Below are 17,691 nucleotides of genomic sequence, written 5' to 3'. Positions count from 1 at the left end.
TCCTCAAGATGCAGGCAGCAATTTCTGATTGGACAGGATTCAGCTTTGAAGCCGAATGACGATATGAATCTGCGTTCCGCCCCCGCTGTCGCTTGTCACTGACATGCCCGAGCCCGCTCCGAAATAAAGCCTCAAGGAATCATGGACATGCTGGAGTCCTATGCCGCTCCCCGTCTTCCCGTCCTTGGCATTTAATTGCGCCAGCTTCTCGTCCGTCATTCCCAGCCCGTTATCCTGCAGCAAAATATGGAGCTCGTTCCGGCGTTCCGACACTTTTACCGTAATCTCGCCACCGCGGTTAAGCGGCACAAAGCCATGAAAAACCGCATTTTCCACAAGCGGCTGAAGCAGCATTCTCGGAACTTTTACCTTGTCCGTGCCCGGCTGCGCCTCGATCGTCAGGACATATTTTTGCTCGTACCGCATTTCTAAGATCACGATATATTTCTGGATAATTTCCAGCTCTTCCTCGAGCGTGATCATCTGGCCGTTCTTGCCCATGTTGGCTTGGAGCAGCCGTGTCAGCGCCCCTAGGCCTTGATCTGCCCGCTCCATTTCGCCTGCGCGAATAAGCCACCTAAGCGTGCTGAGCGTATTATAAAGAAAATGCGGATGAATCCGGTACGTAACCGCGCGCACCTCGGCCTCCAGCTTCTCGTTCTGCTCCTGCTCCACCCGTCCCATGAGCTGTTCGATTTCATCCAGCATTTTATTGAAATGCCTGCTCATCAGCCCGATTTCATCCGAAGAGGTCAACGCCGTGCGTACGGATAAGTCCCCCTGCTGCACCCGCCTCATTTCCAGCGTTAATTGCTTGATCGGTTTCGTGACCCGATTCGCGATGAGAAGGCCAATGAGCACCGCTACTAAAGCAAAGCAGGCCGATGTAATCAAGATCCGCGTATGAAGCTTGTCCAGCACGCCCGTTATTTCAACCGTAGGCACCGTGCCGACCAGCACCCATCCATTGCTCAGCAGCTGCTTCACGCCGTAATAATGAACGCCTTTATTGGAATATTCGAATTCAACCGCATCGTTATGCACAATGAGCTCATGCAGCTTCGCATCTTCGACAACCCGTCCGATTTGCGAAAGATCCGCGTCGATCATAATTTGCCCTTCCGGATTGACGACCATATAGCGGCCGGTCTCGCCAAGCTTAACTTGGTTAATGGTATTAATAATGGCCTTACCGTTCAAGTTAACGACGAGCAGGCCAATCTGCTGAAGCGACTCAAAATCTTTCAGCGTCCGGCTGATCGGAAGCACGAGATCGGTATTTTCGCCGCCGCCGCTGAAAGGATCTTTGCGCAGAGCTTGCCAGACGAGGCCTCCATCTTGTTTTTTGGAATCCGCCACCCATTTTTGCTGGTTCAAATCGATCTTGCGAAGCTTTGGCGTAGAGAACGTGCCGCTCCCCCAACCGATGCCCCCGCTCTTAATGATATAAACAATTCGGACAAACGAGCTGGAATACACGATGTTGTTAAGCAGGGTGCTGAGCGATTGCGACATCTCTAATTGCGTATTTAGCGGACTCGTGCTGTACTGCATCGCCGCTTTCTGTACCTTCAAGTCGCTGTATATTAAATCCGAGGTGTCGCTTCCAGCATTAAAAATGGAGGACAGCGCATCGGCGGTTTGTTTCGTAACCTGGACGGCAGATGCTCTAACATTCCTTTTCACGAGCGCAGAAGATTCCAAATAGAAGGAGAACCCCGATAAAGTAGTCGGAATTAAGATGATTAATAGAAAGGCCGATATCATTTTTGAGGCAAAACGGTTGGTGAATTTCTCGAAACGCGCCATATGCTGTCCACCTTACTAACAGAGATACTTATAGTTTACCTAAATTAACCCGGTTTAAATAGAATGCCTGATAAATTCGAAAGCGGAGCAGCGCAGCCGGGCCGGCTGCGCTGCATCACTTCCGATATACGCTATTCTTTCAAAAGCCGGTAGAGCAGCTGTACGGTTTCTGCGCGGCTTGCTGTCCGTTTCGGCGCAAAACGGCCATCGCCTATGCCGTTCATCCACCCTTTTTCAATGGCATGCTCCACGGCTTGCTTGGCCCAAGGAGCCGTCTGCGCGGTATCCTTGAACGGTTTGCCGCCGTTTTTGGGCTGCGCTGCGTCTTCTTCCGAGTAAATGCGGTTTAGGATCACCGCCAGCTCTTCTCGCGTGATCGCGGCTTGCGGCGCGAACATGCCCGTTCCTTTGCCGGTCATCCAGCCCTTCTCATATACGGCGCTAACCGCTTCCGCATGCCATTCCGAGGCTTTCACATCTTTATAGCCAGCATCGGCGGAGACCTTCAAGCCATAAGCGCGAGTTAACAAGGCTGCGAATTCCGCTCTGGTAATCGCCGCGGAGGGTTCGAATCTGCCATTGCCTTTTCCGCCAACGATATGCTTTGCCGTAAGCGCAGTGATCGCCTGATTTGCCCAATGCGCGGCTTTCACATCCTCATAGGCTTGCTTCCAAACGAGCGGCGCATAGCTGCTGAAATGGGTTAATACGGCATGCATCGAACGGCCGCCGTCAGCAACGGTCCCTCCGATATAGGCCCATTCCGAGGCATCTTCATTAAAGTAATACATGCCTGCGAGTTCTGCATCCATGCCTGGCTGGAGCTCGATATCCAGCATAACAGGCTGCTTAAAATCTTCCTTCAAATAAGCCGTTCCCTCCGAATGAACCGCTCCGAGCCCGAAGTCAAAGACGCTGCCCGCTGTTTTAACCCCGAGCCCCTTCACCTTCTCGAGCGCATCTGTCATTTTCTGCTTCGCCGAATCATCCGCTTCCTTGAAGGTAATAACGACATATTCCGCTTTGCCTCCCGGAGCCTTCTCCTTCGCTTGCGCCAGCAGACCTGCCGGGAAAGTCAGCTTTGCGGTCCCTTTCGTAATTTCCAGCGTTCGCTTACCCATTCCCGCAATCGCATCGGCCGGCAGCAGAAGCGTATCCTCCAAAGCTTGAAGCGTAATCGCCGCCTGTTTGCCCTCGGCTGTCAGCTCCGCCTCCGTTAGAATTCTCTCGTTCGTACCGCCAGGCTGCGAGCCGCCGCCGGAGGACGGAAGCTCCTCCTTTGAGCCGTTACCCTCCTGATCGATAATAATCATACTCCAATAGGTGATGGACGGCAGTGAAATGATAAGATCCGTACCCCTCCATTCATAACTTAATTCCTCGAACATCCCGCCGCTCTGGTCGGGCGATGCCGAATACACCTTAAGATTCGGAACATCCGATTGCTTTAACCCCAGTCCGTAGGTAACCTTGAGCTCCTTGAGCTGTTCCGGCTCGGCAGCCGCATTTCGCCAGTTCTCGTCATTGTTAAGCAGGTTAACCAATTGAATCGTATCATACGCCTCAAAGCCCTTGTTCCCGCTGTTATCGCGGGCGATGGCCATAAGCGTGTTCGCCGTCCCATCCTTGCTCGTCTTGATTTCCGAGCCGTTTGCTGCCGTGACGGCTACCTCTTTGCCGACATCCTCTTTGCTGTCGAACAATAGATTTTCGTAGGCCGTGATAAATTTGTAATATTCCTTCATCGACTCTTTCAGCGAAGCCTTCATCTTCTTGCTGCGATTCGGGTAATATTCATGCGCCAGCATGTTCGGGCCTTCCTCTAGGGATTCCGCCGTACCAAGCTCAATATGCGTCGCGCCCATCGCGGCAAGCGCCGCGTCCATCAACCGAACCGACGGTTCATTGAAAAAACCTAAAGTCAGGCTGCGCATGATGATCGTGCCTTTATCCGCCGTTTCATGCTTAAGCGTGACGGTATGCTTGCCCTCGCTCAGATACGGAACGATATAGTACACATCCTCGTTGAACGTATCCCGGTTGGACGTCGGCGTAAAATGAATTTGAACCGGCCTGCCCTTCTCGTCAAGAACGGGCGCATCGTCAATATATAACGTCTTAGTCGCCGTGGGGCCCTCATTCGAATACGTAAAAATCAGTGAGGTCTCGCCGGCTTGCTCCACCTCGATCGGGAATGCCGCTTCGTCGCCCGTGTGGCCGAAGTTCAGCAGCAAATCCTTATAAATAACGAGAGCAGGCGTCGAATCCGCTTTCTCCGCATCCAGCCTTCTGCCGCCGGCAAGCAGGTAATCCAGCTCGATCCCCTCGTCGTCTTTGCCCTCCAGCACCAGCTTGATTTTGTTCATGCCTTCCGCCAAGCTAACCGCGGGTACCGCAAGCGTTGTCCATGTATCGCCGGTATAACCGAAGCTAAGTTCCGTTTGCTTCACATCATTGATATACAAAGCCCTGATTGCAGACTGCTTTGAAGCGGCTGCATTCTTATAGCTGATTTCAAGCGCCAGCTCCTTTGCTTCCTTCAAGTTTAAATCAAAGGTCAGGAAGTCATTCTCATCGCCAAAGCCGGATACCGTTCCGGTCGTTGTCTTTATGCCATGGGCTGCCGGAGCAAACTCGGCGGCCTCTGCCTCATACTCCGCGCCTCCGGCGACGAGACTGTCCAAATTAATATATTGGCCCTCCGAAGCAACGACGAGCGCTACGGTATGCTCGCCAGCCGACAGCGGAGCCGCGATTACCTTATCAGCCATGCCGCCGTCCCAGCCCCCGGGCGTAGCGCCAAATATAACATCACTCGCGACCTCTTCACCGTCGACAAGGATATCGAAGGCCGGATTATTGCCTGATCTATACTTGAAAATCAGCTCCTCGGCCGCTTGCTCCAGGTTTACGTCGAAAATAACGGTTTGCCCGGCCTTGCCGTGGTCATCGGTTTTGCCTAATGAATAGGTTACTCCGCCTGTCTTCGCTACGACGGGCTCCCAGCCCAGCTCCGCCGCCTCCGCTTCATAGGCCACGCCGTCCAGCTCGACCCGGTCGATTGCAATGCCTGCCGGCTCCGTCTCCTGCTCCATTTTCAAGAGCAGCGTGTTTGCGGACTGACTGCTCAATAAATAGGCAGGTACCGTAATAAACGACCATTCCTCGCCCGTGTTACTAAACGTAAAGGCGCCTGCTTTCTTCCCGTTTACATAAAGGCTTCGGGCTGTCGCCTCACCCGGATTGCGATAGTACACCTTCAGATCGTAGGACTTGCTTGTTCCGACCGCGCCGAGCGTCAGCTTTAAAAAATCGCCTTTTTGTTTAAAGCTGCCCAAGTAGCCGACTTCCTCGTTATCGGTAACCACGCTAGCTAAGCCTGCTTTCTGAACCGAGCCGTGCTCTGCTTCCCGCTCGTCTGCTCCTACTTTCACGCGGTCCAACTGAATCGAATGGTCTTGATTGCTAAGCGGGAGCAGCTTGAACTCGTTCTCGCCGGCCGAAACCGGTACGGTCAGCGTATACGGCTGCCACTCTCCCGATGTGGCTTCGAATACGACGGGATGCGCAACGCCGTTTACCTTGAGCGCGTAGAATAACTCCTCATCCGCACGGTACGTAAAGGTGACCGGTACCTCTTGGCCGCCCGTTTGGCTGCTGCTCCAAGAGAGGCTGTCTCCGGCTTGGCCGAAATCATCGAGCCACTGCGCCCCCTTGGCGACGCCGTTCGTTCTTGTTTCGGCGCCCTCCGCTTCCAGCTTCATGCCGTAAGATACCGCGTGCAAATTGATATACGTGGATTCGTTATCGAGCTTAACGGTGACCGTATTCTCTCCCGCATCCAAATGGACCCCAGTCTCGGCTAGGCCCCACCAGTCATTGTTAAACCAGCTGTTATTCGAAAGCGCCAGCGGGTATGCCGTCTGTCCGACTGTAATGTTCGCGCTCGTATGGTCCGTGCCGGAACGGTACCATAAGCCCAGCATATAATCGCCTGCAGCCGGCGCGTTCACCGTTACTTTCACGGATTTGTCCGCTGCGCCGTTATGGTTATCTGTTTTGACGGTATTGCCTGCGCCGCCTGCGGTGATCCCGCCGGAGAGCTCAACCTTCGCTGCATCATCCATCAGAACCATTTCGCTGCCCGTCAGGATCCCGTCCAAATTCATAAATTGCCCGCTAGAGGCAAGCGCAAGCCGAACGGTATTCGTTCCTGCATTCACCGGAATGGAGACGGTGCGCCATGCCCATTTGCCGTCGCCTCCCCAGCCATTCGTGTCCGGGAACGCTAGGTCAGGCTGCAGCACATCATTAACGTAAAGCTCTGCTTCAGGTGAATTGTCGCTCGCATATTGGAACGCAATCGTTTGGGTGCCCGTTTCAGCCGCATTCACCTCGAACTCCACCGCATCCTGCGCATTTTTAATATGGGTTGCATAAGCGCTGGCAGTCTTGCCCTCATGCCTTTCTATCTGTGGGGCTTTTGCCGGCTTCCAGCCAAATTCCGCCTTCTCGGCTTCATAGCGTCTGCCACCTGCCTGCAAATAATCAAGCTTCATTCCCGTATCCGTCTCGCCATTTAGCTTGAGCGTGACCGTATTGTCTCCTGCTTGAAGAGGAACCTCAAAGGCGCCGCTGCTCTTGAATGAATCCCAATTTCCTGTTTTTGCAAAAGCAGCGTCTTCACGAACAAGAGCTCCGTTAACGATTAAGTCCCTTGTGATATCGGCTGTACCGGCGCTGTAGCCGAATTGTACCGGATAGGTTCCGCTTTCTTCGGCCTTCACATGGAACGTGACATAATCCCCTTCGGTTTCAAAGAAATAGACATGGCCGTACTTATCCACCTTCGAGCTGATCAGCTCGGCGTATTCCGCCTCGTATTCCTGCTCCGTTCCTTGCCCGGCTGCTGTAAGGCTGTCTACGTTCAGCCACAAGTCATTCGTATTTAACTGAAGCACGATTTTGTTCTCGCCTGCCTGAAGATCAGCCTGCACCGTCTTCTCTGCGGCTGGATTGCCCCATCCCGTCTTTTCGTCGAAACTTATCGGCGTTTCGATGGTTTGCCCGTTAACGGTTAGCCTGCCGACTGGGCTTCCGGACCCGTTATCATGCCCGTATTTCAAGGTCAAATCATAGCTTCCCGCCGTTTCGGCGTGGATCGTCCAAATGATTTGATCCTCGTCTTTTTTGCCAAAATCGCCTACCCAGCCGGCAGCTTTATTGATGCGGGACAGGAACTCTACCGTTTTGGCTACATTCGGAATATCGGATGCCGCCACGGTGTCGCCCACCGCCTGCTTGTAGTTCATGTAGCCAGCGATGACCATCGCCTTGCCGCCGTTGGCAGCCCTGGTATCCTCGATGACCTTCTTGATATCGCGGTAATTGTCTTTATCCGTCCAAAGCTCGCTGTAATCAAAGTCCGTCTTCGTATCCGGATCCGGAACCTCGGAATACCCCGCGTTGCCGCCGACCATGTTGAACGTAACATGGTTTTTCTTTGCGTTGTTCTCCGTTAAAGAGTCCTTAACGGCATTAACGAGCTCGTCATAGCTTCTGGAGTAATAGCGTTCGTTTCCTTCATAATCGTACAGGAAATCATTGTCCGCAGCGCCCCATTGGTCCAGGTGGATGCCGTCAAATCCAAAAGCATTGACGGAGCGGTTGTATTCTTCGGTAATATAGGACTGCCACTCCGGGTTACCCGGATCCTGCAAATACAAAGAAGACGGAACCCAGTCGAAATAAAAGCCGTTCTGGTATTTAAGCGGATCAGGGCTCGGGAATACCGCATTCTTATTGAATAATCCCCATTCCCGTTTCACGCCAAAATCCTCGTAATTTTCCCGTGCCGCATAGTTCATCTGGTAAGCCATCGCGGCTGAGCCGTATTTTTGAGCGGCTTCTACCTGCTGCTTGACCGCTATCGGGTACAGATGCCGGCCGAGCAGATCCGCGTAGGAGGTGCTTGCATCATAAGGAGCAGAAATAAAATTGCCGTCCGCATCCTTTAGCGGTTTCCCGTTTGCATCCGTTTGAGAATATACGGACACGTCATGCCGCCACATCCAGTCATAAAACTGATAGCCGTTCAAATAATAGTCCTGAGACAGCTGCTTGATCTTCTCTTCGCTCTCCGCGGCGGTCTCGCTCGGAAAATCCGACGTATAGCCATAGCGCGGAAAATGCGTCCAATCGCTGGATACGTCAACAGCCGCCGTTTTGAAATCGTTGGGGCTGCCTTCCATATAAGCCTTCACCACATACCCGCGGAAATCGGCTTGGGGCGGCTTCCACGATATGGTAAGGTCAGAGCCCGCGCCCTGCAGCACCGTAATGTTGCGGGTAACCTTTCCTACTAACTGATTAACGAGATAAAATTCAAGAACAAGCTTGCCGCTAAAATTCGCCGTCTCGTTGAAGGAGAGCGTGAATTCTGCCTTTTCGCCCGGCACATACCTGGCCTTGCCAATGGTCATTTTCTTAATCGGTTCGGCAGGAGCGACCGCTTGCCTGCTGGATACCTCAGCATGAACGACGTACGGCGTGCCAGCAGCAGACAGCGAAGGCCCCAGCAGGATCAAACAAGAAAAGGACATCATAAAAAACTTTCGCGTCAAAGAACGTTTAGATTTCGGCATTCCAAATCTCCTTTTTAATGGGTTTTAAAATGTAGACGCAATCCCTAAATGCTTGGTGCCGGAATCTAAGCTGTATGTATGCCAACCAACAGGCAAGCGCTTTCAAGGCTGCATAAAAACCAAAGCGACCGAAAATTCTCTCGTATCGCTCTGGTCTGTCTGCCTATCTCTTGCTGTTCTATTTGTAATCGATCATGAGAAGATCCCAGTACTTCAGGCTTGGAAGCTTAAGCGTGATCTTGCCGTCCTTCTGCTCAAAGCTCAGCTTAACAGGCGAGCCGTTATAGTAGTCCGGCGAAGCGAACATCATGCTGGCAGCCTCGCGGTCCGTTTGAATAGAAATCTCTACATTCTCGCGCTCCGCCGGTACTGCCTGCTCGCCTTTGCTGTCATTCCAATTCATTGTCGCCGCATCCGAGAAGTTAATGAAATGAACGATATCGCTGCCGTTCTTCTGCTTCGCAAAGGACCAGATCTTGCCTTGCTCCGGACCTGCGCTAACGGTCGCTTCTCCCGTGCCGGAGACGACGGTTTCCGTTTCTTCAAGTCCGTCACGAAGAATGTTCTGGTACGCGACAAGGAAGTCGTAATAGCGGGTAAGCTGCTCCTCGAGCTCTGCCGGAATCGCAAGATTTTTATTCGGGAAATACTCTTTGGCAAGCATGTTCTCCCCAAGCTCCAGATGGGAGCCGCCCGAAGCAAAAATGACGGCATCCGTAAGCAGGACGCCCGGCGTATTAAACTCTCCGCTCGCGTTAGCCAAATCATAGTTCATATACGCTGCAAGCACCGTATTTAACTTGTTTTTGCTATATTTGCTGTTCTGGTCGATGATATCCTTCAGGTTGCCGTACTTCGGGTGCCCATCCCATACTTCCGTATAAAGGAACTCGAGCGGAGCCTGAGGGGCCATAAAGGCCTGCCCGTACTGTCCGACCGCGTTCATTACATAGTCGACATCCAGCTTCTCCTTCGCCGCTTTCAGGAAGGACACGTACCCTTGCGCCAGCTTCACGCTTTCTCCCCGGGCATTCCACAACGAGCCGCGATCGCCTAATTGGTCAACATGCCAGCCATCGAACGGAAGCTGCTTAAACACTTCGATTTCCTTATTGATCAAATAGTTCTGCCACTCCGGATTGCTCGGGTCATACAGCATAATGTCGCTCGCCCAGCTGTCCGGCAGCGGATGCTTATCCTGATTCGTTTGCGTGGGGTCTTTGTACAGCGCCCACTCTTTCTTGACACCGTCCGCTTCCGCGCCCTCATAGGCGCCGAACAGCAAATTATAGTTCATCGCCATCATGTTTTTGCTGTGGGCGAGGTCAATATAACCCTTGATCGTATCGTAAGAGACCGCGCGGTTCGCAATATCCGGCCACTCTGAAGCCGGTTTGCTCCCATCCATTTTCAACGGATCATGATGCTTGTACTGCCAATCATAAAATTGGATGCCGTTAATGTGGAAACGATTCAATCTTTCAATGACAGCCGCCACTTCTTCCTCGCCCATCTCGTGGAAATCGGCTAAGTAGCCGTAGCGCGGGAACTTGCTCCAGTCGGCGGATACATCGACCGCTATGTTCTGATGGTCCTTAATCTCGCCTTTATCCGTCATGAATACTTCCGCCATATAGCCCTTGCCGTCTTCCTTCGGAGGCGTCCATTCCCAAGTGATTTGTTCGCCTTCGGCTTTTAGCTCCTGTTCACCGACCGTTTCGCCCAGATGTCGATACTGAATGATGACCTTCGCTTTGGGCTCCGCCGTGCCCAGATCGAGCTTAAAGGTGACCTTCTCGCCGGGACGATACGCGGCTTTGTCGGTGGACAATCCGCTCATAATGCCTTGGCTGACTACCGACTCTGCCGCTATTTCCTTCTCTTTGCTGCAGCCTGCCGCCAAAATAAGCAGGCAGCTCATCGCCGCAAGCGCAGTCGACTTTACTTTTTGATGTATCACGACATCTTTCCTTTCCAAGTCGTTTAGTTATCCTTTTACTCCGCCCTCGTTAAAGCCGCCTTGTACGAATCTCTTCTGGAAAACAATATAGAGCAGCACGGTCGGGATGAGCGCGATGATGGATGCCGCAAATACCCAGGAATAGTTTGTCGCATACTTGTCGTTAAACATAAGCAGCGCGACCGGCAGCGTGCGCAGCGCTTCGTCTTTAATAATCACGAGCGCCGTAAAATACTCTTCCCATGTCCCTTGGAAGGACAGAACCGCAAGCGTCGCGATGGCCGGCATCGATTGCGGAAGGTAAATATTCCAGAAAATGCGCCAGTTGCCGCCGCCGTCGATCAGCACGGACTCCTCGTATTCCTTCGGAATGCTCTGGAAGAAGCCGCGCAGAAAAAACGTGCTTCCGACGACGCCGCCGCCGATATAAATCAACCATAGGCCCCAGTACGTGTTCACCAAACCGAATGATTTGATGATCAGGAACTGCGGAATGATGTTGATCACGCCGGGAATCATCATGGTAAGCAAAAACATTCGGAACAGAAATTCCTTGCCCGGGAACGTGAACCTCGCAAAGCCGTATGCGGTCAAACAGCCAAGGAACAGGCTTCCCGCCATCGAAACGAGCGTAACGAGCGAGCTGTTTAGAAAGTACCTCGCAAAGTTGTTTTTGCCCCATACGAGCTGATAGTTGTAAAGATTGGGCACCACCGAAAATACTTCCTTAGGCCTCGGCAGCGAATACGCGCCCTTGATAAAGCTGGTCATAATCATATATACGAAGGGGAATAGGAAAGCCAATGCTCCAAGCACGATAATGCTGTAGACCAGAAGCTGAAGATGCCATTTCGTTTTCATTGCGTCCCCCTCCTATAAAAACCGCTGGTTGCCGAATTTTTTCATCTGGGAATAAGTCAGCAGAAACACTGCAATTCCCATCATGACAGCGACCGCGGATGCATAACCAAAGTTAAAGTTCTTAAATGCCTGCAAATACATAAGGCTCGGAAGCGTTTGCGTCTGATCCATCGGACCGCCGCGCGTAATGAAGTAAACCTGCGGGAAAAAGTTAAAGGCGCCGTTTACCAGGTTAATGATGACGAATGCGGTTACCGGGCCCAGCATCGGTACCGTGATGCTCCAAAACTGTCTCGTGCCGTTCGCGCCGTCGATAGACGCCGCTTCGTAATATTCCTTCGAAATGCCCTGCAGCGCTGCCAAATAAATCACGACGCCCCAGCCTACCGTTTTCCAAATATGAAATAACCAAATGACGATCATCGCTGACCAATAATTCGAGAGAAAGTTGATCGGTGCATGGAATAGGCCAAGCTGCTTATAGAAAATAAAATTGATTAAGCCGTATTCGCCGCCGGCAAACAAGAAGCGAAACAGAAACGCGACAACGATCCAAGAGGTGATGATCGGCAGGTAATACACCGTTCGGAAGACGATCTTGTGCTTCACGAAGTGCAAATTGATCAGTACGGCAAAGATGATTGCGAGGAACCAGTTGATCGGCACGGTTACCGCGACGTTCAAAAACGTATTGCGAATGGCCATCAGTACCTTATTATTCGGATCGGTAAAAGCTGTAACGTAGTTTTCGAATCCGACAAAAGGATTCTCCGCATTCGGCATGATGCTGTAGTCCTGAAAGCTGATGATGATGTTTTTTATCATCGGGTAAATGACGAATACAGCCGTACCCACCACGCCTAGGAAGATAAAAGGCAGTACCTTGATCCACTGCTGCATGCCCTTTTTTAACCGCAAACCCGCCCGAGGCTTCTGCTGCTTGGGTTCCGGTTGTCTCGCCACTGGTATAGACATGTTCATTCATGCTCCTTCCCAATCTTTCATTTGGGAGGCCTTCTTCCCTTAAGATAAAAGGAAGAAGGCCTCGGTATAATGCTTACTTCGTTAAAATCGCTTCAATGTTTTTGGCTGCTTCGTCAAGCGCTGCCTTGGGCTCAAGCTCTCCGCGGATCGCTTTCTCGAAAGCAAGGTTAACGATGCCTTCCATTTCGCCGTATTGCGGAATCGGCGTACGCGGCAATGCGGTTTCAAGCTGCTTCACGTACTCGGAAACGAATGGCTGCTCTAGGAACGCAGGGTCATTTGCTGCATTTTTGTTCGTAGGGATAAGGCCGAGCTTGCTCATGATCTTCTGCGGCTCGTCGCCCAGCATCCATTTCGCGAATGTCCAAGCCTCCTGCGGATGCTTCGAGTTTGTGAAGATAACCAAATCCTCGCCGCCAACCACGGAGCGGCTGCCGCCGGCGCCTGCCGGAATCAAGCCGCGAACCGTTTGCTCCAATGGTTTGAATGTGGATTCTGCTTCGTTCATCAGAATGCTGTAGAACCAAGGCCCGTCATCGATCATCATGTACTCATTGTTTTTCATGCCGTCCCAAGCGCCTGGCTCGCCGCCGAGAATCGTAGGCGTTACAATGCCTTCTTTGTTCCACTGCACGATGGTTTCAAGCGCCTTCACGCTCTCCGGGCTGTTCAGATAACCTTCGACCTTGGTATAATCCTCGTTCGTTAAAGACCCGCCAAGGCTCCAGAAGTACGGAGATGCTGCCCATACGTTAGCTCCGCCGATGCTGATGCCGCCCGGCTTGCCTTTTGCGACGGCAAGCTTCGCAGCTGCTACAAGCTCATCCATTGTCGCCGGAGCTTCTTTTACTCCGATTTCATCCAATACCGCTTTGTTGTAAATCGCGATTTTTGTATTCGTGTTAACCGGTACGCCATAGTAGCCGCCGTTATAGGCATTCGTCTCCATCGGCGCTTCGAACATATTGGCTTTCAAATCATCAAAGCCATCGTTCTTGCTGACATCTTGAAGCGCTCCCATTTTCGCGAATTCAGGAACCCAGATAATGTCCATACGCATGAGATCAGGCGCTGCATCGCCCGCTACCCCGGCAATAACCTGCTCTTTCAAGCCCTCGTACGGCATTCTTGTCAGCTTCAGCTCGATACCCGGATTTTCTTTCTCAAAGAGAGGCTTAATCTCTTCCGCAAGCACTTTCTCCTCTTGGTCGCTGTAGGTATGCCAGTACTCGATCGTTACTTTCTTGCCGTCAGCCGCCGGAGCGTTACCGCTTTCATTTGCCGGAGCATTGCCTCCGTTATTTGCAGGTGCGTTATTGCCGCCGGAGCAAGCCGTAATCGTAAAAGCCATCACAGCTGCTAGAACCCCATAAGAAATTGATTTGTACCATTTCATGTCTTTGACCCTCCTCTTATTTGTGCTGCTCCTTTATTATGCGGATAACGGATTCGCCGAGAAACCGTTTTCATTGCGATAAAGGTGTCGTATTTTACTCCGTTTCTATTGTAAAAATATTGAAAATAAAAAAAATGGTGTCTTATTTTTCTGTAAATCCAGAAAAATAAGACACCATTCTGTACGGTTACGCAGCAAGATACCGTCTTCCATTATCTAGCTGACATTTTTAGCAGCCTCTTGTTCGATCGCAATCCAGCGTTCTTCCTCGGAGGATTGTATAATCGCATCCAGCGTTAATTGATTGCGGTAACCATCCTCGATCGTCGCATCGAGCCCGTCTCCCCTGCCGTTCAGCAAATCGAAAAAGGACTGCATTTGATTCGCTGCGAACGAGTCCGGGATATCTACTTTTTGGAATGCCTGATCCTCGCCAAGCTTGACGTGAATGCTGTCCTCTTCTTCCAGGTTGTAGACGAGAGCTCCCCGCGTACCGAAAATCTCGACCTGTTGATAGTTTCCGCGCCCAAAAGCAAACCGGGATATGCTCATGGAGGAAGAGGCGCCGTCCCCGAAGCGTGCCAGCACATGGCAGAAATCATCCACATCCACGGGCCCTTTTCCCTCGCCGCTCAGCAGGCTTCGTTCCTTCACAATCGTTCCCGCATCCGCGAAGACCCGTACCGTTTCTCCAACGAGGAAGCGCTTAAGGTCCAAAATATGAGAGCCCAAATCCCCGAGCGCGCCCGAACCGGACAGCTCCTTGCGGAAGCGCCAAAAGAGCGGAACCTCCTCATTAATGCTCCAGCTTTGCAAATACTGGCTGTATACGTGATTGATTTTGCCAAGTGTTCCCTGCTCAATCAAATGCTTGGCATAACGGACCGCAGACTTGTAGCGATACGTAAAACAAACCATATGAGGAATGGGTGCAGCCGCTAATTTTTCCCGAAGGATACTTGCTTCATTGGCATGAAGGGCAATGGGTTTCTCGAGTGCAAACGGCTTGCGATGCGTAATGGCATCATACGCGATTTGAAAATGATTGCTGTTTGGCGTACCGATGGTAACGGCGTCCAGCCCCGGATCCTTTAACATTTCCAAATGATCCATGTAACGCCGTTCAGCAGGAATATTCAGTTCCTCGCCTTTGGCCAAAAGCGCTGCCGGATTACAATCGCAAATCGCCCAAAGTTCTGCACTCTCGCTTGCCAATATTCCTTCAATATGAAAGTTCGCGATACCCCCAAGCCCGATAACTCCGATTTTTAGCTTTTTCATACGCATCATCCCATCCCTAAAGTCGGTTCAATTACAAACCTAGTATAGTTTGTGTTAGAATGAACGGAAATGTCGGATCAAGACTCTTTTTGTACAAAAGCGACTTTTTAAGCTGCAGAGGGGGGATTTGAATTGCTGGCCATTAACGTGGATATGGTGCCTCGCCTTAAAATATTGGGGTTCATTGCCTACAAAAGCCCATGGATTCATTTTCAGCGCAATATTAACGAATACGTGCTCTATTTCGTCCGGAGCGGAGAGCTCCACCTCAGAGAAGAAGATCGGCATTATGTGCTGCGCAAGGGTGACATGCTTATCCTTGAGCCCAATCTAAACCATGAAGGCACCGCGAAGCATGTATGCGATTATTACTACATTCATTTCGAACACCCGGATATTCAATCCGTCCAGATCGACAATATACATGCTCTTGCCCGCTATTTTATCGTGGAGCATGAGCAATCGCCGCTTATCGGGCATACGCCGTCTGTTCCATCGGTTAATCCGTTTGCTTGCTACTTCCCCAAGCTCCATACGATTGCGGACAAAACAAGGTTTAACCTTGTCCTGCACGCCTTGCAGGAAATGCAGCAGCTGTACAAACGGAGGCATTTTAACCGCAGCCTGCCTGCTCTAAGATTTATGCAGTTGCTCCTTGAGCTGTCGCGCGAGCATTTTATGGATGAGCTGAAGCGCAACGACCGCCTTCACTCGAAATCGGTGGTTAAGGTGAATGCCCTTCTCGATTACATCCATCAAAACTACCAGTTGAAAATAACCGGACGTGACATCGAGCTCGCGTTTGAGGGCAATTACGATTATTTGAATCGCGCCTTCAAGCAGGTGACCGGCCTATCCATAAGCCGGTACATCAATACGGTACGCATAAACCAAGCGAAAGAGCTGATCGAGACAACACCGCTTGGCATAGGCGAGATCGGCTATTTAATCGGCGTCGACGATCCCTACCATTTCAGCAAATTATTCAAAAAATATGTCGGCATCTCCCCTACGCAGTATTTTAAACGAGTAAGGAAAAATGAATAAAAGGCCTCCGGACGATTGTCGTTCGGAGGCTTTTCCATAGGCGCCTGTCCATTGTCGGTATCTATCATTAGGAGACATTCATCTTCAATTGACACTAGCAGATTTTAATAGAAATAGGGACATTAACCAGTACGTATGCTCTATCTCGTACGTATACTTACATTACGAAGCTATTAAATTTTAAGAGGGAGGAGGTCGCTTTCACTTAAGGCCGATAGCCTGCCGAATAGCCTTAAGCTCACTTTAGAAAAGGAGTGCTGTGCATAACAAACAAAAAGAGCCCCATCCTTGAAAAGAGGTTAAATCATGCAAGATCTAACGATCATAGTGACCATCTGCGCATTTCTGTTCACGCTCAGTTTTATCTTTTGGCGACCGCATGTCAATGAGGCGATACCCGCTACGATTGGCGCTACCATCGTAATCCTCAGCGGCAGTGTCTCGCTGCAGGATCTCGGCCAAATTACGGAAACGATAAGCGGCGCCGCTGTCACCATTATCGCCACCATCGTCATGGCCATCGTACTCGAAAGCTTTGGATTCTTCTATTGGGCGGCCGAGCTGCTCACCAAAAAAGCCAAAGGCTCCGGTATCCGCCTGTTTTGGCTGACGAACCTGTTTTGTTTTCTAATGACGCTCTTTGTCAACAACGACGGAAGCATCTTAATTACGACGCCGATCCTATTATTGCTGCTGAAAAATATGGGCCTCAAAAACAATCAGAAAATACCTTATCTGTTATCCGGCGCATTAATTGCTACGGCTTCCAGCGCGCCTATCGGCGTGAGTAATATCGTCAATCTCATCGCTTTGAAAATCGTTCACATGGATCTCTACATGCATACCGCCATGATGTTCGTACCGGCTTCGCTCGGGCTCCTTCTCTTGTCGCTCCTGCTATTTATAACCTTCTATCGCATGCTCCCGAAAAAACTGCCCCCTGTCGCCCGGTGGAGCCTTATGCCGGGAAGCCATCCGCTGCAGCAGCCGGTCTCTCAGGAAAACCGCAATCGTTTTATGATTAATATTCTTATCTTCGTTTTCTGCGTCCGCATCAGCCTGTTTATTGCTTCGTATGTCCACTTCTCCGTTCCTGCCATGGCTGTCATCGGATCTGCCCTTCTGCTCGGCTGGCGCTGGATCTACTTGAAAATTTCACCTGCCGATATGCTCAAAAAAACACCCTGGTATATTTTGATATTCGCCTTTAGCATGTATGTCATTATTTACGGCCTTAACAACATCGGTCTAACGGATTGGCTCATTCGACTCATGCAGCCTCTCGTCTCAGGCAGCCTCCTGCATGCCAGCGTATTAATGGGGATACTGCTCAGCTTTCTGTCCAACCTATTCAACAACCATCCCGCCCTCATGGTCGGAACACTGACTCTCATGAGCATGGGCCTTGATCCTTTAACTTTGAAAATCGCTTACCTAGCCAGTGTTATTGGCAGTGATATCGGTTCGCTCCTGCTGCCGATCGGTACGCTCGCCACCTTGATGTGGATGCATATCGTGCGGAAAGCAGGCGTTCAAATCACCTGGGGCCAATATATAAAGGTAACGGCATTCGTTATTCCCCTTACGCTTGTTTTTACGTTAGTCGTATTGTCCTTTTGGGTACGCTGGATCTTTTAATCCAAGCGTAATCGGCTAACGCCGTCCTTTGCGGCAAAAGCTCGTTTCGCGGTGAAATATGAGCAAGTATA

Annotated in this window: 9 protein-coding genes; 2 read left to right on the top strand and 7 right to left on the bottom strand. The window is 51.1% G+C overall.

The annotated features are described in order from the left end of the window. Positions 1–39: 39 nt before the first annotated feature. The 7 genes from MRBLPE1_RS32465 to MRBLPE1_RS32435 form a co-directional block, all read right to left on the bottom strand. Positions 40–1,809, bottom strand: a complete 1,770-nt coding sequence (locus tag MRBLPE1_RS32465; protein WP_364154504.1) for a cache domain-containing sensor histidine kinase — start codon at positions 1,807–1,809, stop codon at positions 40–42. A 131-nt stretch (positions 1,810–1,940) separates the two neighbouring features. Next, the gene (locus tag MRBLPE1_RS32460) at positions 1,941–8,453 is read right to left on the bottom strand and encodes a glycoside hydrolase family 66 protein (protein WP_364154501.1); all 6,513 of its coding nucleotides are present in this window, start codon (positions 8,451–8,453) and stop codon (positions 1,941–1,943) included. A gap of 178 nt (positions 8,454–8,631) precedes the next feature. After that, complete coding sequence (locus MRBLPE1_RS32455) at positions 8,632–10,413, bottom strand: glycoside hydrolase family 66 protein (protein ID WP_364154498.1); 1,782 nt, start codon at positions 10,411–10,413, stop codon at positions 8,632–8,634. A 27-nt stretch (positions 10,414–10,440) separates the two neighbouring features. After that, positions 10,441–11,274 (bottom strand): carbohydrate ABC transporter permease, encoded by an 834-nt coding sequence (locus tag MRBLPE1_RS32450; RefSeq protein ID WP_308995523.1) that lies wholly within the window; start codon positions 11,272–11,274, stop codon positions 10,441–10,443. 12 nt (positions 11,275–11,286) lie between these two features. Then, positions 11,287–12,249 carry a carbohydrate ABC transporter permease gene (locus MRBLPE1_RS32445; RefSeq protein WP_364154495.1) on the bottom strand — a complete coding sequence of 321 codons (963 nt, stop codon included), beginning with the start codon at positions 12,247–12,249 and terminating at the stop codon, positions 11,287–11,289. An 82-nt stretch (positions 12,250–12,331) separates the two neighbouring features. Beyond that, positions 12,332–13,654 carry an extracellular solute-binding protein gene (locus tag MRBLPE1_RS32440; RefSeq protein ID WP_364154492.1) on the bottom strand — a complete coding sequence of 441 codons (1,323 nt, stop codon included), beginning with the start codon at positions 13,652–13,654 and terminating at the stop codon, positions 12,332–12,334. 216 nt (positions 13,655–13,870) lie between these two features. Further along, entirely contained in the window at positions 13,871–14,935 is a 1,065-nt protein-coding gene (locus MRBLPE1_RS32435; protein WP_364154490.1) for a Gfo/Idh/MocA family protein, read from the bottom strand. Positions 14,936–15,067: 132 nt separating this feature from the next. Between MRBLPE1_RS32435 and MRBLPE1_RS32430 the strand changes: the two genes are divergently transcribed. Together MRBLPE1_RS32430 and MRBLPE1_RS32425 are read left to right on the top strand one after the other, a co-directional pair. Next, positions 15,068–15,982, top strand: a complete 915-nt coding sequence (locus MRBLPE1_RS32430) for a helix-turn-helix transcriptional regulator (RefSeq protein ID WP_364154487.1) — start codon at positions 15,068–15,070, stop codon at positions 15,980–15,982. Positions 15,983–16,288: 306 nt separating this feature from the next. Beyond that, positions 16,289–17,620 (top strand): ArsB/NhaD family transporter, encoded by a 1,332-nt coding sequence (locus MRBLPE1_RS32425; RefSeq protein ID WP_364154484.1) that lies wholly within the window; start codon positions 16,289–16,291, stop codon positions 17,618–17,620. Positions 17,621–17,691 lie beyond the last annotated feature (71 nt).

Source organism: Paenibacillus sp. LPE1-1-1.1 (assembly GCF_040676435.1).
Taxonomy (GTDB): Bacteria; Bacillota; Bacilli; order Paenibacillales; family Paenibacillaceae; genus Pristimantibacillus.
Note: the sequence above shows the minus strand (reverse complement) of the source record. Positions and strands in the feature narration are given on the sequence as shown.

Coding starts and splice junctions, on each gene's coding strand:
- MRBLPE1_RS32425 (WP_364154484.1), top strand. CDS start 16,289: ATGCAAGATCTAACGATCATAGTGACCATCTGCGCATTTCTGTTCACG.
- MRBLPE1_RS32440 (WP_364154492.1), bottom strand. CDS start 13,654: ATGAAATGGTACAAATCAATTTCTTATGGGGTTCTAGCAGCTGTGATG.
- MRBLPE1_RS32450 (WP_308995523.1), bottom strand. CDS start 11,274: ATGAAAACGAAATGGCATCTTCAGCTTCTGGTCTACAGCATTATCGTG.
- MRBLPE1_RS32460 (WP_364154501.1), bottom strand. CDS start 8,453: ATGCCGAAATCTAAACGTTCTTTGACGCGAAAGTTTTTTATGATGTCC.
- MRBLPE1_RS32435 (WP_364154490.1), bottom strand. CDS start 14,935: ATGAAAAAGCTAAAAATCGGAGTTATCGGGCTTGGGGGTATCGCGAAC.
- MRBLPE1_RS32445 (WP_364154495.1), bottom strand. CDS start 12,249: ATGTCTATACCAGTGGCGAGACAACCGGAACCCAAGCAGCAGAAGCCT.
- MRBLPE1_RS32465 (WP_364154504.1), bottom strand. CDS start 1,809: ATGGCGCGTTTCGAGAAATTCACCAACCGTTTTGCCTCAAAAATGATA.